21 protein-coding genes, 3 tRNA genes, 1 other RNA gene and 1 pseudogene are annotated in these 22584 nt (G+C 71.4%); 7 read left to right on the top strand and 19 right to left on the bottom strand.

Annotated elements, in window-relative coordinates; translation table 11 throughout:
- Positions 1–76: 76 nt before the first annotated feature.
- Positions 77–1651: a polyprenol phosphomannose-dependent alpha 1,6 mannosyltransferase MptB gene (mptB, locus tag D8M39_RS02750; protein WP_238693925.1), complete on the bottom strand. Its 1575-nt coding sequence runs from the start codon at positions 1649–1651 to the stop codon at positions 77–79.
- Between the two features lie 186 nt (positions 1652–1837).
- Here mptB and orn point away from each other — a divergent pair, with 186 nt between their 5' ends.
- Together orn and D8M39_RS02740 are read left to right on the top strand one after the other, a co-directional pair.
- A complete protein-coding gene (gene orn / locus D8M39_RS02745) occupies positions 1838–2467 on the top strand; it encodes an oligoribonuclease (protein ID WP_256385981.1) in 630 nt (209 codons plus the stop codon).
- 108 nt (positions 2468–2575) lie between these two features.
- Positions 2576–2651, top strand: a tRNA-His gene (locus D8M39_RS02740).
- A 178-nt stretch (positions 2652–2829) separates the two neighbouring features.
- On the opposite strand, the gene D8M39_RS02735 is transcribed toward D8M39_RS02740, so the two are convergent.
- The 7 genes from D8M39_RS02735 to D8M39_RS02705 all read right to left on the bottom strand — a co-directional run bounded on the left by D8M39_RS02735 (position 2830) and on the right by D8M39_RS02705 (position 9961).
- Positions 2830–4014 (bottom strand): zinc-dependent alcohol dehydrogenase, encoded by a 1185-nt coding sequence (locus D8M39_RS02735; protein WP_055085719.1) that lies wholly within the window; start codon positions 4012–4014, stop codon positions 2830–2832.
- Positions 4015–4197: 183 nt separating this feature from the next.
- Positions 4198–5106 (bottom strand): SDR family oxidoreductase, encoded by a 909-nt coding sequence (locus D8M39_RS02730; RefSeq protein ID WP_094393767.1) that lies wholly within the window; start codon positions 5104–5106, stop codon positions 4198–4200.
- A 67-nt stretch (positions 5107–5173) separates the two neighbouring features.
- A complete protein-coding gene (locus tag D8M39_RS02725) occupies positions 5174–5827 on the bottom strand; it encodes a response regulator transcription factor (protein WP_094394744.1) in 654 nt (217 codons plus the stop codon).
- Positions 5828–5848: 21 nt separating this feature from the next.
- Positions 5849–6700: a glycosyltransferase family 2 protein gene (locus D8M39_RS02720; RefSeq protein WP_126874336.1), complete on the bottom strand. Its 852-nt coding sequence runs from the start codon at positions 6698–6700 to the stop codon at positions 5849–5851.
- Positions 6697–7827: a glycosyltransferase gene (locus D8M39_RS02715; RefSeq protein ID WP_126874335.1), complete on the bottom strand. Its 1131-nt coding sequence runs from the start codon at positions 7825–7827 to the stop codon at positions 6697–6699. The genes D8M39_RS02720 and D8M39_RS02715 overlap by 4 nt, the downstream gene beginning before the upstream one ends.
- The gene (locus D8M39_RS02710; RefSeq protein WP_126874334.1) at positions 7824–8885 is read right to left on the bottom strand and encodes a glycosyltransferase; all 1062 of its coding nucleotides are present in this window, start codon (positions 8883–8885) and stop codon (positions 7824–7826) included. Before D8M39_RS02710 ends, D8M39_RS02715 begins: the two co-directional genes overlap by 4 nt.
- The gene (locus D8M39_RS02705; protein WP_126874333.1) at positions 8882–9961 is read right to left on the bottom strand and encodes a glycosyltransferase family 1 protein; all 1080 of its coding nucleotides are present in this window, start codon (positions 9959–9961) and stop codon (positions 8882–8884) included. Before D8M39_RS02705 ends, D8M39_RS02710 begins: the two co-directional genes overlap by 4 nt.
- Before the next feature lie 333 nt (positions 9962–10294).
- Between D8M39_RS02705 and def the strand changes: the two genes are divergently transcribed.
- Positions 10295–10864, top strand: coding sequence for a peptide deformylase (gene def / locus D8M39_RS02700; RefSeq protein WP_094393757.1), 570 nt, complete (start codon positions 10295–10297; stop codon positions 10862–10864).
- A gap of 42 nt (positions 10865–10906) precedes the next feature.
- On the opposite strand, the gene D8M39_RS02695 is transcribed toward def, so the two are convergent.
- From D8M39_RS02695 to D8M39_RS02670, 6 genes are all read right to left on the bottom strand, one after another.
- Complete coding sequence (locus D8M39_RS02695) at positions 10907–11173, bottom strand: hypothetical protein (protein WP_094393755.1); 267 nt, start codon at positions 11171–11173, stop codon at positions 10907–10909.
- A 207-nt stretch (positions 11174–11380) separates the two neighbouring features.
- Positions 11381–12157, bottom strand: coding sequence for a YaaA family protein (locus D8M39_RS02690; protein WP_126874332.1), 777 nt, complete (start codon positions 12155–12157; stop codon positions 11381–11383).
- A 166-nt stretch (positions 12158–12323) separates the two neighbouring features.
- A complete protein-coding gene (locus D8M39_RS02685) occupies positions 12324–12806 on the bottom strand; it encodes a hypothetical protein (protein WP_126874331.1) in 483 nt (160 codons plus the stop codon).
- A 97-nt stretch (positions 12807–12903) separates the two neighbouring features.
- An RNA gene (gene rnpB / locus D8M39_RS02680) (RNase P RNA component class A) lies at positions 12904–13280 on the bottom strand.
- 60 nt (positions 13281–13340) lie between these two features.
- Positions 13341–14069, bottom strand: a complete 729-nt coding sequence (locus D8M39_RS02675; protein ID WP_094393749.1) for a zinc ribbon domain-containing protein — start codon at positions 14067–14069, stop codon at positions 13341–13343.
- 80 nt (positions 14070–14149) lie between these two features.
- Entirely contained in the window at positions 14150–15043 is an 894-nt protein-coding gene (locus D8M39_RS02670) for a Nif3-like dinuclear metal center hexameric protein (RefSeq protein WP_126874330.1), read from the bottom strand.
- Between the two features lie 70 nt (positions 15044–15113).
- On the opposite strand from D8M39_RS02670, the gene msrA reads away from it, so the two are divergent.
- From msrA to epsC, 3 genes are all read left to right on the top strand, one after another.
- A complete protein-coding gene (gene msrA / locus D8M39_RS02665; protein WP_055085740.1) occupies positions 15114–15653 on the top strand; it encodes a peptide-methionine (S)-S-oxide reductase MsrA in 540 nt (179 codons plus the stop codon).
- A 107-nt stretch (positions 15654–15760) separates the two neighbouring features.
- Complete coding sequence (gene cysK, locus D8M39_RS02660) at positions 15761–16696, top strand: cysteine synthase A (RefSeq protein ID WP_126874329.1); 936 nt, start codon at positions 15761–15763, stop codon at positions 16694–16696.
- 184 nt (positions 16697–16880) lie between these two features.
- Positions 16881–17465 (top strand): serine O-acetyltransferase EpsC, encoded by a 585-nt coding sequence (epsC, locus tag D8M39_RS02655; RefSeq protein WP_055085744.1) that lies wholly within the window; start codon positions 16881–16883, stop codon positions 17463–17465.
- 83 nt (positions 17466–17548) lie between these two features.
- Here the strand turns inward: epsC and gndA are convergent, their stop codons facing one another.
- Together gndA and D8M39_RS12540 are read right to left on the bottom strand one after the other, a co-directional pair.
- Positions 17549–19006 carry an NADP-dependent phosphogluconate dehydrogenase gene (gene gndA / locus D8M39_RS02650; protein WP_094393743.1) on the bottom strand — a complete coding sequence of 486 codons (1458 nt, stop codon included), beginning with the start codon at positions 19004–19006 and terminating at the stop codon, positions 17549–17551.
- A gap of 115 nt (positions 19007–19121) precedes the next feature.
- A tRNA-OTHER gene (locus tag D8M39_RS12540) sits at positions 19122–19192 on the bottom strand.
- Between the two features lie 189 nt (positions 19193–19381).
- Here D8M39_RS12540 and D8M39_RS02645 point away from each other — a divergent pair.
- A tRNA-Val gene (locus D8M39_RS02645) sits at positions 19382–19457 on the top strand.
- 146 nt (positions 19458–19603) lie between these two features.
- Here the strand turns inward: D8M39_RS02645 and D8M39_RS02640 are convergent.
- The 3 genes and pseudogenes from D8M39_RS02640 to hisD form a co-directional block, all read right to left on the bottom strand.
- On the bottom strand, positions 19604–20239 hold the full coding sequence (locus D8M39_RS02640; RefSeq protein ID WP_126874328.1) for a GNAT family N-acetyltransferase: 636 nt from the start codon (positions 20237–20239) through the stop codon (positions 19604–19606).
- Between the two features lie 342 nt (positions 20240–20581).
- Positions 20582–21040, bottom strand: a pseudogene (nrdR, locus tag D8M39_RS12890) (transcriptional regulator NrdR); the annotation flags it as partial.
- A 3-nt stretch (positions 21041–21043) separates the two neighbouring features.
- The gene (hisD, locus tag D8M39_RS02630) at positions 21044–22447 is read right to left on the bottom strand and encodes a histidinol dehydrogenase (RefSeq protein ID WP_126874327.1); all 1404 of its coding nucleotides are present in this window, start codon (positions 22445–22447) and stop codon (positions 21044–21046) included.
- Positions 22448–22584: the final 137 nt, after the last annotated feature.

Below are 22584 nucleotides of genomic sequence, written 5' to 3'. Positions count from 1 at the left end.
TGGCGCTGCGGTCCAGTGCGCTGACGCCGCGCGCAGGCGCGGCACCCTCGGGAGCCGGGGACGACGACGTCGTGCCCTACAGCACCGCGGCGCGGCCGCGGCGGTGCGCCTGGTCGCGGGCGATGCGCCGGGTGGCGGGGTCGAGCACCCACAGGTACACGCCGTACGTGCAGGCCACGAGTGCTGCGATCACGCGGGCGGCCAGGAGGTTGAGGTCCAGGTAGGGGAAGACGTCCAGCTGGTCCGCCACGGCGTAGACGGTGAAGAACGCCGTGATGAAGAACAGGACGTCCACCTGCCAGTCGTTGCGGATGCCCGTGACCGCGAACAGCGGGATGAGCCACACCACGTACCAGGCCTGGATGATCGGGGACAGCAGCACGAAGGCCGCGAGCGCCCACGCGAGCCGCCGGAAGATCTTGGCGTCACGGCCCACGAACATCAGCACCACGACCACGAGGGCGGCGAGCGCCGTTCCTGCGGAGTGCACGGCGTCCATCCACGCGGAGCCGTTGAGGCCCCACGAGCTGCCCACGAGCTGCGCGAAGAGCCCGAGCAGGCCGATGGGCGCGTACCAGATGTACACGGTGCCGGGGGTGGAGACCGCGGAGACCCAGCCGAACCCGAAGCCGCTGAGCAGCCCCATGAGTCCGAGCAGCGCGAGGGAGTAGGCCAGGGTGAGGGCCCACACCACGAACCGGCGGGGCCAGGAGGCGTTCTTCCCAGCCCACAGCAGGCCCACGAAGGGCAGGAAGACCAGGGTGATGGGCTTGATGGCCACGGACAGCGTCACGAGCGTGGTGCCGAGCAGCCCGCCCTTCCAGTTGCGCTGCACCGCGGCGGCGTAGGTGCCGAGCAGGGCGAGGGCCAGCATGATGGCGTCGTTGTGCGCGGCGACCACGAAGTTGGTGAGGAACAGCGGGTTGGCCACGGAGAGCCACAGGGCGCGGCGCGGGTTCACGCCGTGCAGTCGCGCCAGGCGCGGAACGACCCACATGCACGCGATCACCGCCAGCACGCACAGGCCGCGGAACAGCAGCACGGCGAGGTCCGGGTTGCCCCCGGAGAGGGTGACCACCAGCTGCTCGAGCCACAGGAACACGGGGCCGTAGGGCGGCGGAGACTCGGCCCACAGCGGGTCCGCGCCGAGCTGGAAGAAGTTGTCGATCGAGGAAACACCGGACTCGTAGGGGTTCAGCCCGTTGAGCATCACGCGCCCCTGGCCGATGTACGAGTACACGTCCCTGCTGAACAGGGGGATGCTCACGAGCATGGGCAGGGTCCACGCCCCGATCGCGACGAGCACCCAGCGGGCGCTGGCGGGCCCCCAGGGGTCGAGCTTCTGACCGAGTCGCAGCCACTGCCGCACCAGGAGCATGGCCCCGAGCGCCAGCAGGAGCACGGAGACGACCACGCCCACGGTCTCGAACCGCATCCAGATGACCAGGGGGTTGCGGCGCAGCCCGGACACGCTCGCCAGCCACCCGACACCCAGGGACCCGAACGCGAGCATGAGCGATCCGAGGGTCCCCATCAGCACGGTGCGTGTGAGTGAGGACGCACTCGTGTCCTCGGGGACCAGGCAGCCGGGGTCTTGGCGCCCGGGGGCGGGTGCTGCCGGCTGCCGGGCCTTCCTGGACGTGGTGCGCACTGCGAGGGCCTCCCAGTGGTCGTCGCGTCGGTCGGAGTCGTGACCGCCCGCAGGCGGTGCCGGCCGCGCGAGAGTCGCGGGGGCGGCGTCGGGCCCGATCCTACCGCGCGTGCGGACGCCGACGACGGCGCGCAGCCGGGTGCGCGGGTGGGAGCTGGCCGGGAACGACGCGATAGATTGGTGGGTGTGACGACTGGAAACCGGAGAATAGTGTGGATCGACTGCGAGATGACGGGGCTGTCCCTGTCCGATGACGCGTTGATCGAGGTGGCCGCGCTCGTGACCGACGACGAGCTCAACGTGCTGGGCGACGGCGTGGACGTGGTGATCAGGCCCCCGCAGGCCGCCCTGGAGCAGATGAACGACTTCGTGCGGAACATGCACGAGACGTCCGGGCTGCTGCCCGAGCTGGAGAACGGCACGGACATGGCCACCGCCCAGGCGAAGGTTCTCGACTACATCCGCGAGTGGGTGCCCGAGCCCGGCAAGGCACCGCTGGGCGGCAACTCCGTGGGCACCGACAAGACGTTCCTGTCCCGGGACATGCCCGAGCTCGTGGACCACCTTCACTACCGGATCATCGACGTCTCCACGATCAAGGAGCTCGCGCGGCGCTGGTACCCGCGGGCGTACTTCCAGGCCCCGGAGAAGACCGGCAACCACCGCGCGCTCGGGGACATCGAGGACTCCATCGACGAGCTGCGCTACTACCGCCACATCCTGTTCCCCGGTGACCCGGGCCCCACCTCCGACGACGCCCGGCGGGTCGCGGCACTCATCAAGGCCTCCCCCACGCGCACGGCCGAGCGGGGCTGATCCGGCTGACCCGTTCGCGCGCGTCCCGATGCGCGCAACGGGGCCCGCGTGCGCTATAGTGGTCGTCGTTGCCCGGCGGGACGGAAACGTCACGCGGTGGCACGCATGGTGGGCGTAGCTCAGTCGGCAGAGCGCCTGGTTGTGGTCCAGGAGGTCGCGGGTTCAACCCCCGTCGCTCACCCCATCACAGAAGAACGCGGCATCCCTTGCGGGTGCCGCGTTCTTCGCATGTCAGAGGTGTCACCGGAGGGGCTGGGGGTCTCGTCCCGGGTACCGGGGCCCAGACGGGCTGAGGGACCGGGAATCTCCCCCGGTCCCTCAGCGCGGTGTCTCCCCGACTCCGGCGGCGAGGACAGCCCGTGCTAGGGCTTGAGCACCACCTTGAGGCAGCCGTCCTTCTTCTCCTGGAACATCTTGTACGCCTCGGGCGCGTCCTCCAGGGACACGTGGTGCGTGGCCAGCGACTCCAGCCCCAGCACGTCCTCCGGGCGGCTCGCGATCTCCAGCAGCTCCTGCGTCCAGTGGCGCACGTGGCACTGGCCCATGCGCATGGTGATGCCCTTGTCGAACATCTCCATCAGCGGCATGGGGTCGGCCATGCCGCCGTACACGCCGGACAGGGACACCGTGCCCGCGCGGCGCACGCTGTGGATGGCCGTGTGCAGGGCGTCCAGGCGGTCGATGCCCGCGGTCTCCATGGCCTTGCGGCCCAGCGGCTTGGGCAGCCGTGCCACGCCGGCCACGACCTTCTCCGCAACCGGGTTGCCGTGGGCCTCCATGCCCACGGCATCGACCACACCGTCCGGGCCGCGCCCGTTCGTCATCTCGCGCAGGGTCGCGGCGACGTCGTCCACCTCGCGCAGGTCGACGGTCTCCGCACCCCAGCTCTTCGCCACGGCGAGGCGCTCGTCCACGAGGTCCACGGCGATGACCCGTTTCACGCCCTGCAGCTTGGCGGAGCGCACCGCCAGCTGGCCCACGGGTCCGAGACCGAGGACCGCCAGGGTGTCCTCCTCCCCCACGTTGGCGTACTTCACGCCCTGCCACGCCGTGGGCAGGATGTCGCTGAGGTAGAGGAACCGCTCGTCGGCGAAGCCCTGGGGGAGCTTGACGGGGCCGAAGTCCGCGTGCGGCACGCGCACCCGCTCGGCCTGCCCACCGGGCACGGAACCGTAGAGGGAGGAGAAGCCGAACAGTGCCGCGCCCGTGCCCATCGCGCGGATCTGGGTGGTCTCGCACGCGGCGTAGAGCCCGCGGTCGCACATCCAGCAGTGGCCGCACGCGATCACGAACGGAACCACCACGCGGTCACCGGGGGCCAGGTGCTCCACACCGGGCCCGACCTCCTCGACGACGCCCATGAACTCGTGGCCCAGCACGTCGTTCTTGTGCAGGTACGGCCCCAGCACACCGTAGAGGTGCAGGTCCGAACCGCAGATCGCGGTGGAGGTCACCCGCACGATCGCGTCCGTGGGTTCCTGCAGAACGGGATCGGGAACGTTCTCGACCCGGACGTCGCCGAGTCCTTGCCATGTCAGTGCTCGCATTCGACCAGTAAAGCACGTCCACGCGGGCACGGCACCACCCCTTGCGGGGGCCTGCTCAGGAGAGGCCCACCCGGCGTCGTCGCGCCCGGCGGCGTCACCCCCCCCCGACGTCGCCCCGGACACGACGAGGGGCGGAACGGTGTCCCGTCCCGCCCCTCGCGGCACTGCTGTGTCCGGGTGGACTCAGAAGACCGGCTTGCCGCCCGTCACGCCGATCACCGTGCCGGAGACGTAGGACGCCTCCGCCGGGCTGGCGAGGAACACGAAGGCACCGGCCAGCTCGGAGGGCTGGCCCGCACGGCCCAGCGGGGTGTCGCTGCCGAAGGCCGGCATGGACTCGCCAGCCTTCGTGGCCGGCTGCAGCGGGGTCCAGATGGGTCCCGGGGCCACCGCGTTGACGCGGATGCCCTTCTCGCCCAGCTCGCTGGCCAGGTTGACCGTGAAGTTGTTGATCGCGGCCTTGGTGGAGGCGTAGTCGATCAGGTTCTCCGAGGGGTCGTAGGCCTGGATGGAGCTCACGTTGATGATCGAGGAGCCCTCCTTCAGGTACGACAGCGCCTGCTGGGAGACCCAGAACAGGGCGTAGAGGTTGGTCTTAAAGACCCGGTCCATCTCCTCGGTCTTCAGCCCCTGCAGGCCACCGTCACGGCGGGCCCACTGGAAGCCGGCGTTGTTCACGAGGATGTCGAGGCCGCCGAGCTGCTCGGCGGCGTCGTCCACCACACCGCGCGCGGCCTTCTCCTCGCGAAGATCCGCGGGGAGCAGGACGGCCTTGCGGCCGGCCTTCTCGATCCACTGCTTGGTGTCCTGGGCGTCCGACTCCTCCTCCTGGAGGTAGTTGATCGCCACGTCCGCGCCCTCTCGTGCGAACGCGATGGCCACGGCGCGGCCGATGCCGGAGTCACCGCCGGTCACCAGGGCCTTGAGACCCTCGAGGCGGCCGCGGCCCACCCAGTTCTCCTCGCCGTGGTCCGGGAAGGGGGTCAGGTCCGTGGAGAGTCCCGGAGGGGTCTGCTCCTGCTCGGGGAAACCACCCTCGGGGCCTGCCAGCTCCTGGGCCTTCTTGTCTGCCGCAAACTTGTCATCGCTCATGTACCCATTGTGCCCCGCCGCTCCCGGGCCTGTCGCCCACCCGGCGGGGTGCACGCACGGCTGTTCGTCAGAAGCTGACGGTGTGGCCCTGCTGGTCCCGGGGGTCCATGCCGTGCGTGACGCCCCACAGCACGGCCTGGCTGCGGCGCTCCACCCCCATCTTCCGGTAGGCGGAACGGATGTAGGACTTCACGGAGTTGATGCTGAGGTAGCAGGTTCGGGCGATGTCGTCGTTGGTCAGCCCCTGGGTGATCAGGGCGATGACCTCCGCCTCCCGGGCGGAGAGACCCTCGGGGCGCCCGGGCCAGTCCGGCACCTTGATCTCCTCCCGCACCACCTCGGGGCTCACCACGAGCTCGCCGTCGTGGACCCGGATCAAGGAGTCCGCGAGGTCGCTCGCGCTCAGCTCCTTGGAGAGGCACCCGTGCATCCCGAGACTCAGTGCCTCTTCCACCTGCGGGGCGCCCGTGTGCCAGGTGTACATGACCACCTTGTCGCACAGGGGGTTCTCGAGCAGGCAGCGGACGTCGTCCCGTCCCCGGTCCCTCGCCGCGAAGGCGTCGTAGAGCACGATGTCCGCGTGACGGGCCAGGCGGTGGCCGGAGTCCAGTTCGACGACGTGCAGCCTGGGGTGGTCCTCCAGCATGCGGGCGATGCCCTCGACGACGACGGGGTAGTCGTTGACGAGGGCGAGTGAGATGTCAGGGGGTTGCGAAATCACCACCCGAGCATAATAGTAAGGTCACGAATCAATACTCGAACGATGTTCGACAACCACCCAGTCCGCTCCCAGGCGGGTGAGGACACCCCGCTCGGCCATCGCGGTGAGCCACCCCTCCATGGGGTCGAAGCCCCAGGTCCGGCGGAAGATGTTCGCGTTGCGTGCGATCGCCGCGGCGTGCTGCACGGGCGGTGACTGCGTGGGGTGGTGCTGGTGGTAGACGGCCGCGCCGCCGAGCCACCACAGGCTCCCCCCGGCCGCCGCGAGCCGCTGGCCGAAGTCCGTGTCCTCTCCCCCGTAGCCCACGTAGCGCTCGTCGAAACCCCCGGCGTCATCCCAGGTTCGCACCGTGGTGGCCATCGACAGGGACCACAGCATCCGCGGGTCGGCCGCCACGAGCTCCCCGGCCGGAGGAAGCACCCGCGCGGCGTGGTCACGGCCCCGCCGGGCGACCTCCTGCGCGGTGTAGTCCTCCTCCGCCATGCCCTCGGGAAGGTACTGCACACGCCCGCTGACGACGGCGCGCCGTCCCGCCAGGCGCTCGAGGGCACCGCGGTACTCGCGCACCACGTCCCGGTGCGGCAGGCAGTCGACGTCGAGCAGGACGACGCTCTCGGCGCCGATCTCGGCGGCCCGCGCCACACCGGCGTTGCGCGCGGCCGCCAGCGGCAGCTCCCCGGTGTCCGTGCGCTCCAGGGCCACGAGGTCGGTGGGCAGCTCCGGCCGCAGGGACAGCACCTGCGCGATCCCGGGATCTCCCATGCTCACGACCACGTGGCTCAGCGGCGCCTCGCTCTGTGCGGCGAGCCACTCCCGCTGCCGGCGCAGGTGCGTGTGGCGGCCGCTCGCGATGGTCACGACGGCTACGTTCATGACGCGTTCCCCTGCAGAATGCCCTCCATCGCGCGGGCCGCGCGCTGGGCGCCGTCGCCGTGGCGCCACGCCCGCCAGCGCTCTCCTCCGAGCGCCAGAGCCCGATCCAGCAGCTGCGGCCACCGTTCGGACTCCGGCCACTCCTGCAGACCCACGCAGATCCCCGCGCGGTCCAGGGCGGCCGCCGTGTGCGCCTGCTCGTCGTGCGGCCGCGGCTGCGCGACCACGACGGCGTGGGCTTCGGCCGCGGAGAGCTCGGCCACCGCGTTGTTCCCGCCGTGGGAGACGACGACGTCCGCCTCGTGGATCTCCCGCCACAGGTCCGGGGAGGGGTTGTCCGGGGTGCGCACCAGCCAGGACCAGCCCGGGGTGGCCGCGCGGGCGGCGTCGACCTCCGCGTCCCCCACCACGGTCCCGCCGCGACCCCACACCACGAGCACGCGACGCCCGGCGCCCGGCACGGCAGAAGCGGCCGTCCCGTTCGCGGTGGCCTGGTCCGCGGGGACCTGCTCCGCGCCGTCGGCGGGTTCGGCCTCGGTACCTGCCGCGACGGGACCGTGCTCGGCCTCCGCTGCGAGCGCGCCTTGTTCTGCTGCCCCGGGCGCGACGCCGTCTACTCCCCCGGCGGCGTCGAAGCGGGAGATCGCCCCCGTGAACGTGGTCTTGCGGGTCCACTCCTCGGGCCAGTAGTCCTCGGCCGTCTCCCGGGACCACGGTGCGATCAGGGCGGTGGCGGCGTCATAGGCCGCGCAGTGTGTGCGGTCGGTGCGGTCCCCCCGCATGGTCATGACCACCGTGGGAACCCCCATCAGCCGCGCGAGCAGCGTGACCTCGGCGGAGGTGTCCGTGACCATCAGGTCCAGGCCCCGCCGCAGGTGCTCCGCCATGATCCCCATGCGCTCGCGATACCCGGGGTGCCCGAGCGGCGCCCAGTGCAGCACACCGTTGGCGGTGGGGTCCACGGGCTGCTCGGCGAGGTCTGGGGGCAGCTGGACCCACTCGCCCGGCCAGTCGGCGGGGCGTTCGAGGCTGCTGAACCCCGTGACGGGGACGTCGAGCTCCCGGGCGATCTGGGTGGCCCGGTTGCGGTGGCCGAGGCCGTGGTGGTGGATGTAGTAGCCGATCACGGGCGCACCAACTCCTGGTAGAGGGCCACGTACGCGTCCACCGTGGCCGTCAGGGAACAGTTCTCGAGCGCGTAGTCGCGCACCTTCTCGCGGTCCATGGCCACGACGTCCGGCAGCAGCCGCGCGGCGGCGGCGACCGTGGCGACGTCGTCCGCCCCGGGCTGGCTCGTCAGCCCGCCGGGCGCGCGGACCACCTCGCTCAGCCCACCGCGGGCCACCGCGAGAACGGGGGTGCCGCAGGCCATCGCCTCCGCGGCCACGAGCCCGTAGGGCTCCTCCCACGCCGGCGTCACGAGGCACGCGGCGCTCTCGCCCACCAGGGTGCGCAGCGCGCGCGTGCCCAGGTGGCCCACGTGGACGATGTCCTCGCCCAGCAGTGGTCGCAGCTTGGACTCGTAGTACTGCCGGTCCGAGACCGGCCCGGCAATGCGCAGCTTCCAGCCGGCGCGGCTCGCGATCAGCGCGGCCACGTGGGGCGCCTTCTCCGGAACGATCCGCCCGGACCACACGAGGGTGTCACCGCCCGGGCCGGGTCCCCACTCGAGGGCGTCCACGCCGTTGCGGATCACCCGGGCGGGAGTGACCGTGCTCCACAGCTGCGCCACGGAGTCGCTCACCGCCACGGTGTGGGCGCTCGGGGTCAGCCGCAGCGCCGGCTCGAGCCAGGGTGTGGCGGGCGTGTGCAGCGTGGTGAGCAGCGGCTGCGGGATGGCCGGGGACATCACGATGGGCAGGTAGTGCAGGGAGTTGTTGTGCACCACGTCGATGTCCGCGCGTCGCGTGAACGCGCGCATCACCTGCAGGTAGGAGAACGTCTCCCGCACCTGCGCCTCGGGCGGCATGGCGACGTCGTTGCGGGCCTCGTCGCTGAGCACGAGCGGCTCCACGTCCAGCTCCTCGATGCCCAGGGACGGGTCCGAGCCGGGTGCGGCGAAGACCACCACCTCGATCCCGCGGCGCTTGAGCCCCCGTGCCAGGTGCCACGTGAAGGACTCCAGCCCGCCCGAGAACGGCGGCGCGATGGGAAAGCGGTCGTGCGCGAGCAGCGCGACCTTCATCCGGACCTCCCGTCCTCGCGGGCGACCGCGGCCAGCGCGCGGCGGTACACCCGCTCGTGGGCGGCGGCGATACGACGTCGCTGCTCGGCCCGTTGCTCGGCGCTCGCCTGCCACGGGCCGGTCCCGGGCAGACTCGCGAGCGCGGCCAGGACCTGGTCCTCCCGCGGCTCCCCGGCGTCGTCCCAGTCGAACGCGAGCACACCCGGGTGCTGGTCGTGGTAGAAGCCCACCGTGGGTGCCAGTACGCGGGTGCCGAGGTCGTGGCACAGCTCCAGCCACCCGGAGTGCGTGCCGAAGCGGTACGTGAGCACGGAGAGGTCGAGGCCGCGCAGGTAGTCCTCCAGCTCGGCGTCGTCGTAGAGCTCGTGCACGTGCACCCGCACGTTGGGGGTGCCCTCCGCGCGCGACAGGAGGTCGACGACGTCGCCGTCCCAGTGGCGCGCACCCGGCGTCACCACGTCCGTGTGGGCGTCCAGCACCAGTTCGATGTCCCCGCGCGCCGCCGCGGCCACGAGCAGCCGCGCGACCGGCAGCGGGTTCATGTTGGGGCGCATGCTCTTCACGTGCAGCCCCACCACGGGCACGTCCCGGACCGGCGGGTGCTCGCGCCACCGCTCCAGCGGCAGCAGGTGGGGGTGCGGGATCACCTCGGCCGCGCGACCCCAGCGCCGCTCGATCTCCCGTGCGGCGCCGTCGGTCAGGGTGATCAGCTCGTCCGCCGCCGGGATCAGGACGTCCAGGGCGGCGTCCTGCGTGGCCGGGTCCACCTGGTGGGGGTTGCGCAGGTCGTGGACCGTGTAGACGAACGCCTTGCCGTGCTCGTGCAGGGTGTCCACGATGCGCCGCAGGTCCTCGGGCGCGACCTGGTCGAAGCCGAAGTGCAGGTGGTAGAGGTCGAACTCGTCCGCGTGCTGGCGAATCCAGGCGTCGTCGAGCATGACCAGCGGCCACCACGGGGCGCCCGGAACGGGATGCGCCGGGGCGGGGTCCGGGAGCCGGTGGACGCCCAGCTTACCGGCGGGGTCGCTGAGGTGCCGGACGTACACGTGGCCGTGGGGCAGGGACGCGATCCTCACTCGGTGGAACCTCCTGCGCTCGGGACGGACGACGGTGGGCGGTGGTGCACGCTGCGGGCGGGACCGTGCCCGGCGCGAACGGTCTCGACGCGCGAGGGGTTCGCGGACGACGTCGTCGCGCTCCGTGATCGTACTGCCCGGGGCGCGGCTGGGGCCCTGCGGACGCGGACGGGACCCCGGGCCGACGATACACAACGTGCTGATGGTCACGACACGATATATTGTGCTCCGGCCGCGCGGTCACCGCGCGGACCACGCACTTCAGACCCCCGGGCCGGTCCCGGGGCCCCCTCCGCAAAACCCGCCCCACCGCCGACTCCGAGGTACCCCCGCATGAGCATCCGTCCCATTGTGATCTCCGGCAATCCCGTGCTGCACCGTCCCGCCGCGCGGGTCACGGAGTTCGACGACGCCCTGCGGGAGCTGATCGCGGACATGCACGAGACGATGGACGCCTCCCACGGCGTGGGGCTCGCCGCCCCGCAGATCGGCGTGGGCCTGCGGATCTTCACCTACATCTTCGAGAACGAGGACGGCGTGGCGCCCCGGGGCACGCTCGTGAACCCCGTGCTGACCACGGGGAAGATCAGTGAGAAGGCACCGGACCCGGACGAGGAGGCCGAGGGCTGCCTCTCCGTGCCCAGCCAGGCGTGGCCCCTCAAGCGCGCGGACTGGATCCGGATCGCGGGCCAGGACGGCAACGGGGATCCCGTGGCGTTCGAGGCCACCGGGTGGTTCGCCCGCGTGATGCAGCACGAGTACGACCACCTGGACGGCAAGCTCTACGTGGACCGGCTCAACCCCAAGTGGTCCAAGAAGGCCCGCAAGGCGATCGCCAAGGAGAAGTGGGGCACGGACTCGACCTGGCTGCCGGGCGTGGACGAGGATCCGTTCGGCCACTGACGGCTGCCCCTGGGGACGGCCTCTTTCGAGCCATGATTCGGCTCAGTTGCTGAGCGCACGAATCGCATCGGATATGGATGCGTCCGGGTGCTCCCGGCGGTAATTCTTCACGTCTCGTGGCTCGACCCCTTCCGGAAGACCGTTGATCCCCTCCGGGTTTCCCAGGATCGACGAGCGACCGAGCAGCAGGGTGAGAAGCGCCCCACATGCCATCACCAGAGCCAGGGAATTGTGGTCCGTGATGCTGAAGATCACGACGGCGCCAAGGAGCGCCACAAAACCAATGATCTGAAGAATCCTGATCGCCATTGTCGGTGTCGCCTTTCTTAACCGCGCCGTCCACTGCAGGGAAATGTGCCGGCGCCCCGGTGTTCATTCGGTGACCGTCGAATTTACGGATATTTTTCCCACCGGTCAATGAATGTCGACGTCGTGGCGGGTTTCAGCGAGACCAGATCGTCGACATGCGTACTTGTGACCCCGCCTGCGGGCAAGGCCGCCCGGCTCGCTGCAGGATCACTGCGGGTCCAGCACCACCGTGAGCACACCCACCTTGCGGGCAGTGGGCTCGGTCAGTTCCACCGTCCAGTGCTCGGCGAGCGCGTCACGCACGTCTGCCACGGTCGCGAGTTCGGTTCCCGACGCCGCCACTTCGCACAGCTGCCGCGCGACGACGCCGCGCGTGTGCTTCGCGTGGTGCGAGACCACCGAGCGGGAGCCGTCCGGCTTCAGCTGCTCCACCCGCACCGTGACCGTCCGAGCTGCCGGGGGCTTCCAGGCCGCCGCGTACGCCGCTGAGCGGCAGTCCACCACCACGCCGTCCGCGGCGAGCTCGTCGAGGACGGGGGTCAGCCGGGGCTTCCACCACGCGCTGAGCTTCCCGGTCGCGGGCAACGCCGTTCCCATCGACAACCGGTAGGCGGGAATCCGGTCCGTCGGGCGCACCGCTCCCCACAGTGCGGACACCACGAGGAGCGACTCCTCGGCCACGCGCCTCGCCTCCGGGGACAGCGAGCCCGCGTCCAGGGCGTCGTAGAGGACTCCCGTGTAGACCTCCAGAGCCGGCGCCGCCGGTGCGGTGCGCAGGCGACGGTTGCGGGCGACGTCGTCGGCCAGGGAAGGCCCGACGCCCAGCACGGCGAGCGCGTCCGGGCGCTCGCTCACGGCGGCGAGCGCGTCCGCGAGCTCGGACCGCGCACCGGTGAGTGCGGGCAGGTCGAGTGATGCGAGGTCCAGCGGATCGCCACTCGCGGGGGCGGTCTTCGACTCGGAGGGCGGCAGCAGAATCAGCACCCCACGAGTGTAGGCGGCGTGGCCGGTCCCCTGGTGCCGCCGGAGACCGTACGGGTCGTCTCGACGGATCGACGACGACGGCGCGCGGCAGGGTCCCGGGACAGGTCGCCCGCGCTCCAGGAGCCGACCACCGGAGGCTACGGCGTCGGGGGCCGCGGCTGGGTCCTCAGAGCGGGCGCACACCCACCGCGTAGAGGGCCTCGGTGACCATGGCGCCGACCTTCTTGAGGGTGCCCAGTTCGGGGCCCGCCAGGATCTGCAGTCCGCCCCCGTAGGTGCCGTCCGCGTGGTTGCTGCCGCCGATCCACACGGTCCGCCCGGCCTCCAGCTGGGACGCCTGCGGGTCCTGGGCGGCACGCTCCTGGTTGCGCAGGATCTCCTCGACCTGCGCGGGGCTGTGCTCCCCGGACGAGGCGGCGCCCAGGGCGGCGACGTACAGCGGTTTGCCGCCAGCCGGACGCACCTCGATAGAGGCCTTCAAGGTCTTGTACTTGGCCTCGAGCTGATCCGCCGGGCCGTCGTAGAAGACCTCGTTCTCGGCCGCGATCCGCACGTGACCCGGCGACACGGTGAGCACCACCGGGTGGGACTTGCTGGTGAGCATCCGCGTGTAGCAGTGCATGCCGACGGTGATGGGGCTGACGTCCATGGGAGGCTCCTCGGAGAATTGGGGGGATCCGGTAAAACCATCATGACGCACATCACGGACAAGTCCACGGTGGGTGCGCGCTTCACCGGGGATGTGGTGGACAGGTGGGCCTGTGAGCCGGGTTCTGTGCCGCGGCCGGTTGCCCGCACCGCGGTGGCGACCATCCATCTAGGCCGTGCGTTGCCGCACGGCTCGAGCAGCCTACCCGGACGCTCGGGCGAGCAGCCCTCGAACGCGCCCTGCATGGCCTTGCTCCGGACGGGGTTTACCGAGCCACACCGGTCACCCGGTGTGCTGGTGGTCTCTTACACCACCTTTTCACCCTGACCCGCACTCGGCGGGCGGTCTGTTTTCTGTGGCACTGTCCTGCGGGTTTCCCCGAGTGGGTGTTACCCACCGTCCTGCCCTGTGGAGCCCGGACTTTCCTCGAGACGCGTCGTGACGACGACGCCGCGCGGTCGCCCAGCCCACCTGTCCGCCCCGATCCTACCGCGAGGCACACGCGGTGCAGGCACGGGTGCTGGACGACGGGCCTCAGAGCAGGAGCATCGCACCGCACTCGGGGCACTGCGGGATCGTGGACTCGGGCGTGGCCTCCAGGGCGGCGGCGTCCGCCGGGCTCAGCCGGGTGCCGCACGCCCCGCACGTCCCGTTCTCGTAGCGGGCGACGGCGATCCGCCCGCCCCCGCGCGCGTTGCGGTGCTCGTCGTAGCGGGCGAGCAGGGCGGCGTCCGGGAACGCGGCGGCCATGCGTGCGCGCTCCCCCGTCAGACGCTCGTGCTCCGACTTCAGGGCGGCCAGCTCGGCGTCGCGCTCGGCAACGGCCGAGCGGGCCTCGGCGTCCGCGGCCCGCAGCAGGGGCAGCTTCCGCTCGCGGTCCGCCGCCACCTCCTCGGCGTGGTCCATTGCCGCGAGCTGCTCCTCCTCCGCGACGGCGCGCTGGGCGGTGAGAGACTCGATCTGGTGCTGGATGCCCAGGAGGTCCTTGGACGTGCCGCCGGCGTTGAGCCGCTTCTCGTCCCGTTCAATCCGGGACTGGATCTCCGCCACCTTCGTCTCCGCGGCGACGACGGCGGTCTCGGCCTCGGCCTTCGCGGCGTCCAGGTCGCGCGAGGCCGCGATGGCCTGGGCCCGGCGCCGCAGCAGCGCGGCCACCGACTCGGAGCTCTGCAGCGACCGCGCCCGGTTCACCGTGGTCAGCAGCCGGGAGTCGAGGCCCTGCAGCTCGAGGAGGGCGGGGAGCGAGCTTCGGGACGGTGTCATGACGATCTCCTCGAGGTCAGCGGTACGGCGGTGTGGCGGATCGGAGCTGCGGCGGTGCGGACGGTGGGATTGGTGGCGGCTCAGTCCTGGTCCTGCGGGGCGGCGGTCACCCGGAAGTCCCACGGATCCGTGCGCAGCCCGCTCACGTGGGTCTCCACGTGGAAGCCGCGCTCGGCGAGCAGGCGCTGCAGGTCCTTGGCAGCCCACGGCAGCCACGGTGCCTCGCTGCCCCAGTGGGTCGCGTCGATCAGAGCGGGCGTGCCGTGACCGCCCGGTCCCACGGCCCGCTCCCGCGCCTCGGAGGCCGGGTGGTGGCGGAGGTCCGCGGTGACGAAGACGTCCGCCCCGTGCTCCCGCACCTCGTCGAAGATGGAGTCGCCCGAGCCCCCGCACACGGCCACGGTGCTCACGCGGCGTTCCGGATCCCCGGCCACACGCAGTCCCTGCACCCCCTGGGGGATCCGCGCGGCAAGGCGCTCGGCGAGCTCCCGCAGAGTCACGGCCCGTTCGAGGGTCCCCACGCGTCCCAGCCCCACGGCCGGGTCCGTGGCGTGCGGCACCAGCGGTGCGGCGTCGTCGGGATTCACCCCGCACGTCGCGATCAGGGCGTCCGAGACGCCGCGGCGCGCGGCATCAGCGTTGGTGTGGCAGCACAGCAGGGCGCAGCGGTTCTCGACCAGGTCGTGGATGGCGCGGCCCTTGAAGCCCTCCGCGGACACCGACGTGACGCCGCGCAGCAGCAGGGGGTGGTGGGTGAGCAGCATGTCCGCGCCCGCGTCGACCGCCTCCCGCACGACGCCGTCCACCGGGTCCACGGCGAAGTGGATCCGCCTGACCACCGCGCCGGGGCGGCCCGTGACCAGGCCGGAGGCGTCCCACGACTCCTGGAGCCGGAACGGCCACAGGGCGTCCGCGGCGCGGACCACGTCCTGGACCGTGGGGTGGGGCGTTCGGGACGGCTGATCGGTGCTCATGGGCCCATCCTATGAGCACGGCCACGCAGCGGCCCGGGAATCTTCCGCCGCGCGCCGCGTTGTACAGGGCATGACTGAATCGACACCGCAGACGTTCGTGCTCGCCGGTGGCTGCTTCTGGTGCCTCGACGCCGTCTACCGCAGGGTGCGCGGCGTGCTCGGGGTCCGCAGCGTCTACACCGGGGGCCACACCGAGCACCCGGACTACGAGTCCGTGTGCTCCGGGACCACCGGCCACGCCGAGGCCGTGGAGGTCACGTTCGACCCCTCCGTGGTTCCCGCGGACGTGATCCTGGACCTCTTCTTCACGGGCCACGACCCCACCACGCTGAACCGGCAGGGCTACGACGTGGGCACCCAGTACCGCTCCGCCATGTTCCCCGCCGACGACGAGCAGCGTCGCCTCTTCGAGGCCGCGATCACCCGCGCCCAGGAGCTCTTCGAGGACCCCGTGGTGACCACCGTGGAGCCCCTGGGACCGCTGCACGAGGCCGAGGACTTCCACCAGGACTTCTACGGCAACCAGCCCTTCAACGGCTACTGCCAGGTGATCATCAACCCCAAGCTCGCGAAGGTCCGCAAACATTACGCCGCGTGGCTCACGGACTGAACGGGCCCAACCCGCACCGATACGCTGGAGAAGATTCTGTGCAGGCCCCCGGCCGCGCCCGTGAGCGCGCCGCGGCACTGCGTGGCAACCGAACAGGAGAGATTTCCATGGGCAAGATCTACAACGACGTCACCGAGGTGGTCGGGGGCACTCCCCTGGTCCGCCTGAACCACCTGGACGAGGGCCTGCCCGGCAACGTGGCGGTCAAGCTCGAGTTCTACAACCCCGCGAACTCTGTGAAGGACCGCATCGGCAAGGCCATCGTGGACGCCGCCGAGGCCTCCGGCCAGCTCAAGCCGGGCGGAACGATCGTGGAGGGCACCTCCGGCAACACCGGCATCGCCCTGGCCATGGTGGGTGCTGCCCGCGGCTACAAGGTCATCCTGACCATGCCCGAGACCATGTCCACCGAGCGCCGGGTCATGCTGCGCGCCTACGGTGCCGAGATCGTGCTGACCCCGGGCGCGGACGGCATGCGCGGCGCCGTGGACAAGGCCCAGGAGATCGTGGACACCGCCGAGAACGCGGTGCTCGCGAGCCAGTTCGCCAACCCGGCGAACCCCCAGGTGCACTACGAGACCACGGGCCCGGAGGTCTGGGAGGACACGGACGGGCAGGTGGACGTCTTCGTGGCGGGCATCGGCACCGGCGGCACCATCTCCGGCGTCGGGAAGTACCTGCGCGAGCAGAAGCCGGACGTGCGCCTCGTCGCCGTGGAGCCCTCCGACTCCCCGCTGCTGACCGAGGGCAAGGCCGGGCCCCACAAGATCCAGGGCCTCGGCGCGAACTTCGTGCCGGACGTCCTGGACCGCGAGGTCTACGACGACGTCTACGACGTCACCGTGGAGGACTCCGTGAAGGTCGCCCGTGACCTCGGCACCAAGGAGGGCATCCTCGGTGGCATCTCCTCGGGCGCCATCGTGTGGGCCGCCCTGCAGGAGGCCGCCAAGGAGGAGAACCGCGACAAGCTGATCGTGGCTGTGGTCTGCGACTTCGGCGAGCGCTACATCTCCACGATCCTCTACGAGGACATCCGGGGCTGATCGCCCCCACCAACGGGCGCCGCGGGTGCCCGGGGCCTGCGCCCTCACCGGCGCGCCCCGGGCACCCGTTCGTCGCTTCCGCCGCCTCCCGGCCCGGCGCCCAGCGCGCGGACGTGACCTCCTCAGCCCGCCGACCTGGGACAATGGACCGGTCTGCCGGTCCACCACCGAAGGGGAATTCCACGTGAGCTTCTGGCGCCGACTCCGCGAGGACATCGACACGGCCCGCACCCACGACCCCGCGGCGCGCTCCGCCGTGGAGATCGTGCTGAACTACTCCGGGCTGCACGCCATCTGGGCGCACCGGCTCTCCCACCGGCTGTGGCAGGACCCCGAGCGCCGGCTGCTGGCCCGCACCGTGTCCCAGTTCGCGCGCTTCGCCACCGGGGTGGAGATCCACCCGGGGGCCACGATCGGCCGCCGCTTCTTCATCGACCACGGCATGGGCGTGGTGATAGGGGAGACCGCGGAGATCGGCGAGGACGTCATGATCTACCACGGCGTCACACTGGGCGGCCGCTCGCTGGAACCGGTCAAGCGCCACCCCACCATCGGGGACCGCGTCACCATCGGCGCGGGGGCCAAGATCCTGGGTCCCCTCACCGTGGGCCACGACTCCTCCGTGGGCGCCAACGCCGTGGTGGTCAAGGACGTCCCGGAGGACTCCATCGTCACGGGCATCCCCGGCAAGGTCCGCCGCAGGACCCCGGAGAAGCAGGAGCCGCTCGTGGACCCGGCCACCTACATCGACCCCGCCATGTGGATCTGAGACCCCCACCCACGAGGCAGAGCGGGCCGGTTCCCCGAAGGGAACCGGCCCGCTCTGCTTCTGTCAGGACGTCGGTCCTGGGATCAGGAGACGACCTCGGAACGGTCCCCGCTCCACAGCACGTGGAAGCTGGACTCGGGGTCGTCGATGCGCTTGTAGGTGTGCGCGCCGAAGTAGTCGCGCAGACCCTGGGTCAGCGCGGCGTTCAGGCGCGGGCGGCGCAGACCGTCGTAGTACGCGAGCGCCGAGGAGAACACCGGGGCGGGGATGCCGCGCTCCACCGCGCGGGCCACCACGCGACGCCATGCCGGCAGGGCGTCCTCGATGGACTCCACGAACTCGGGCGCGAAGAGCAGGTTCAGCGGGGCCTTGTCGCCCTCGTAGGCCTTCATGATCACGTTGAGCAGCTCGGCGCGAATGATGCAGCCGTTGCGCCACAGGCTCGCGATCGTGGCCAGGTCCAGGGTCCAGCCGTACTCGCGCCCGGCCATGGTGAGCATGTCCAGGCCCTGCGCGTAGGCCACGAGCTTGGACGCGTAGAGCGCCTTGCGGACGTCCTCCACGAACCCGGGGTCACGCACGACGTCCTCGGTGGTCTCGCCGATGCCCGCCGGCAGCACCTCCTGGGCCTCCTTGCGCATGGCGGGCTCGGAGGAGGACAGTGCGCGGGCGAACACGGACTCGGCGATCGCCGTGACCGGCGAGCCCAGCTCGAGCGCCTCCTGCACGGTCCAGCGGCCGGTGCCCTTCTGCCCCGCGGCGTCCGCCACGATGTCGATGAACGGCTTGCCCGTCTTGGGGTCCACCTGGCGCAGCACCTGCGCGGTGATCTCGATCAGGTAGGAGGACAGCTCAGTCTTGTTCCACTCGTCGAACACGTCCGCCTGCTCGGCGGGCTCCAGACCCGCCACGGAGCGCAGCAGCTCGTGCGCCTCGCCGATGACCTGCATGTCCGCGTACTCGATGCCGTTGTGCACCATCTTCACGAAGTGACCTGCACCGTCGGTGCTGATCCACGCGCAGCACGGAGCGCCGTCCTTCGCCTTCGCGGAGATGTCCTCGAGCATGGGCCCGAGCGTCTTGTAGGACTCCTCGGAGCCGCCCGGCATGATGGACGGGCCGTTGAGCGCGCCCTCCTCGCCGCCGGAGACGCCCACGCCCACGAAGTGCAGGCCCTTCTCGGCGAGCTCACGCTCGCGGCGGCGCGTGTCCTGGAAGTAGGAGTTGCCGCCGTCGATGATGATGTCGCCCTCGTCCAGCAGCGGCGTGAGCTGCTCGATCACGGCGTCCACGGGCGCACCCGCCTTGACCATGATCATCACGCGCCGCGGCTTCGCCAGCGAGTCCACGAGCTCCTGCATGGTCTCCGTGCGGACGAAGTCCCCCTCGGAGCCGTGCTCGGCGAGCAACGCGTCCGTCTTGCCCACGGAGCGGTTGTGCAGCGCCACGGTGTAGCCGTGGTGTGCGAAGTTGCGAGCCAGGTTGGCGCCCATCACGGCCAGGCCGGTGACACCGATGTCTGCTTTCTTTTCTGCTGCCATGCGTCCTAGCCTATCCACCATGCCGCCGTGCCAGTAGCCGGGGCGCGGTGGCGTGGGACAGGCCCCGACATGCACGGAACCCCCGGGAGCCGCGGCTCCCGGGGGTTCCGGTGTGTGGTGGAGACCGACGGAATCGAACCGCCGTATCTGTCACGCCCGAAGGCGATCCAGCGCACCAGCGTCCCCTGGTGTGTTGATCTCGACAACGAGTACAGCCTAACGCATTCATCGCGTCGAGTGTCAAACCCGCTCCAGGCTGCCGTGGGGAACATCACGCCGGGTCGACGACGCCTCGTTGGGCGAGTTCCCGACCGACCGGTAGGCTGTCCCCCATCGGGTGCTGGCAGCTGTTCCAGTCGTGCCCACCCGATCCTGGGGCCTTTAGCTCAGCTGGTAGAGCGCTACGTTTACACCGTAGATGTCGTCGGTTCGATCCCGGCAGGGCCCACCACGCGAGCACTGCAGTGACACCCATGGTGCACGAGCAGGCCACCTCCACCCTCAGGGGCTTTCGCCTCGCCGCTTTCGGCCGGTACGCCGCGCAGCGCGTGGGGGACGCCCGAAGCCACCTGGCACGCCGCCGAGACGCCGGCTGCGTCACGCCACCGCCGGGCGCACCATCCCGATCGCGGGAACGGTCCCCCGGCACGGTACGGGCCCCCGCGACACGAAGCCGAAGCGCGCGTAGTACGGCACGAGGTCCTGCGTGGAGGCTTCCAGGTAGGTCTCCACGTGCTCGCCGTCGACCTCCCGCAGCCGGTCGTTCAGCAGCACGGTGCCCACCCCTTCACCGCGCACCTCGGGAACGGTCCCCACGGCCTTGAGGTACCAGTGCGGCGCGTCCGGATGCGCCTCGTGGGCGAGACGTTCGGTGACCAGCGCGTCCGGGAAACGCTGCCGGAAGACCGAGAGGTAGGACAGCAGCCCGGGGACCATCTGGCGCAGGGACACCTTCTCGCCGGGCCCCTCCCACAGCGCCACCCCGAGCACCTCCCGCGCACCCCGGCGCCTCGCGAGGTAGGCGTGGCCACCGGCCGCGAGCGTCTCGCGCAGGATGCGCCGCCACAGACGGGTGAGCGGGCGCAGGACGTCCCCGCGGGGCAGCAGCCCCACGACGTGCGGGTCCACGGAGAACGCGCGAGCCAGGACGTCGGCTGCGGTGTCGACATCCTGGGGCGAGGCGCGGACCACGTCCACATCCCCTCCCGTGCGGTCATGTGTGTTCTGTTTCATAGACACACCGCGAGAATAACAGCCGAGGTCCCGCGGCCGACCGGACCGCCGTGCCCCCACGGCCGCAACCGAGGGCTGGACTGGTCAGAGCAGTCGCGGCTGGGTCACGGTGTCCGCGGGCTTCTTGGCCCGGCGACGACGCGGCGCGGCCGGCTTCTCCTCCCCCGGAGCCTGCGCGGCCGCAGCCGCGGCGGTCTCGGCGGTGGGCGCTTCCGTGTCCGAGTCGGCCGACGGCTTGGCACTGTCCTGAACGGGCGCGGTGTCCGGGGCGGTCGCGATGCGACGCGTCGAGCGGCGTCGGGCCGGGGCGTTCTGCCCGGCCGGCGGCACGAGCGTCTGCTGCCCGGCGAGCTCCGCCTGCTGGTCGCGCAGCACGTCAATGGCCCGCTCGAAGTCCTCGAGGTCCTCGAACGCCTGGTAGACGGACGCGAAGCGCAGGTAGGCGACCACGTCCAGGCGGCGCAGCGGCGGGAGGATGGCCAGCCCGACGTCGTGGGCCTCCACCTCCGCGCTGCCCGAGGCGCGGATCGACTCCTCGACCTCCTGGGCGAGCATCGCGAGGTCGTCCTCGCTCACCGGCCGCCCCTGGCACGCCTTGCGCACGCCGTTGACGATCTTCTGCCGGTCGAACGGCTCGGTGACCCCGGAGCGCTTGATGACCGAGATGGAGGTGGTCTCCAGCGTGGAGAAGCGGCGGCCGCACTCGGTGCAGCGGCGGCGTCGCCGGATGGAGGTGCCGTCGTCGGAGGTGCGGGAGTCCACGACCTTCGAGTCGTTGTGGCGGCAGAACGGACAGTGCACGGCTCAGCCCCCCGAGACGGTGTCGGTGTCGGCGCCCGTGCCACGGTCCTCGCCGCGCAGCGTGACCGCGCGCCCGTGGGCAGGGAGGTCCTCGCTCGCGGACAGTGCCACGATGTCCTCCTCCAGCGCGGCCAGCGCCTCGCGCGAGTACTCGATCACCTGGACGGCCTTCATGAAGGAGGCCGCCTGCAAGCCTGAGCTGAACACGGCGGTGCCGCCCGTGGGGAGCACGTGGTTGGACCCGGCCGCGTAGTCGCCGAGCGGCACGGGGCTGTACGGTCCCACGAAGACGGCGCCGGCGTTGCGGATCCGGGCGGCCACCTCGCTCGCGCCGCGCGTGTGGATCTCCAGGTGCTCCGCGGCGTAGGCGTCCGCCACGGCCACGGAGACGTCGAGGTCGTCGGTGAGCACCACCCCGGACTGCGGCCCGCTCAGCGCGGTCATGATCCGCTCCCGGTGCTTTGCCTCGGGGACCTGCACGGTGAGCTGTTCCTCCACCGCGCGCGCCAGCTCCGGGGAGTCCGTGATCAGCACGGAACCGGCGGCCGGATCGTGCTCCGCCTGGGAGATCAGGTCCGCGGCCACGTAGCGGGGGTCGGCGGAGTCGTCCGCCAGGACCGCGATCTCGGTGGTCCCGGCCTCGGCGTCCACCCCCACCACCGAGCGCAGCTGCCGCTTGGCCATGGCCACGAAGATGTTGCCCGGGCCGGTGACGGTGTTCACGGGCTCCAGGACGTCCTCGCCGTCCACGACGCCGTGCGCCATGGCCGCGAGCGCCTGCGCACCGCCCACGGCCCAGACCTCGTCCACGCCCAGCAGCCCCGCCGCGCCGAGAACGACCGGGTGCGGCAGGCCCCCGAACTCCTTCTGCGGCGGGGAGCACAGCACCACGGTCTCCACCCCGGCCGCCTGGGCCGGGACCACGTTCATCACCACGGAGGACGGGTACACGGCCAGCCCGCCGGGAATGTAGAGCCCCGCGCGCCGCACGGGAGTCCAGCGGTGGTGCAGGGTGGCACCGGGAGCCACCTCGATAGTCACGTCCGACGGGCGCTGTGCGGCGGCGAACGCCCGCGTCCGCTCGATCGCGGACTCCAGACCGTGCCGCACGGCCGGGTCCAGGGCGGCGACGGCGCGCTCGATCTCCTCGGGCGCCACCCGGATGCGCTCCTGCTCCACGCCGTCGAACTTCCGGGCGAGCTCGCGCAGAGCACGTGCTCCGCGAGCCTTCACGTCCTCGATGATCCCCCGCACCGCGTCCTCGGCGTCCACGACCGACGACGGCGCCTGCCGGGGCACCGCGGCGCGCAGCTCGCTCCAGCCCAGGTGCGTCCCCCGCAGGTCGGTGACCCGCAGGTACGAGCCGGGGGTGGCGGTGGACGCGGGGATCAGGGGTTGCTCAGTCACGTTTTCAGTCTACAATCGCGCGTCAATCGGACGGGGCGCGAGCGGACGAGGCCTCGGCGCCGCGCGTCACGGGGCACCGCCCGTCACCGGGCGCCGTCGGGAGCGGACCGGGGAGGAACGGACCGGTGCGCCGCCGT

The sequence above is a fragment of the Kocuria sp. HSID17590 genome (assembly GCF_003989485.1).
Classification (GTDB): Bacteria; Actinomycetota; Actinomycetes; order Actinomycetales; family Micrococcaceae; genus Kocuria; species Kocuria salsicia.
The sequence above is the reverse complement of the archived record's forward strand: the minus strand, read 5'-3'. Positions and strand labels throughout refer to the sequence as shown.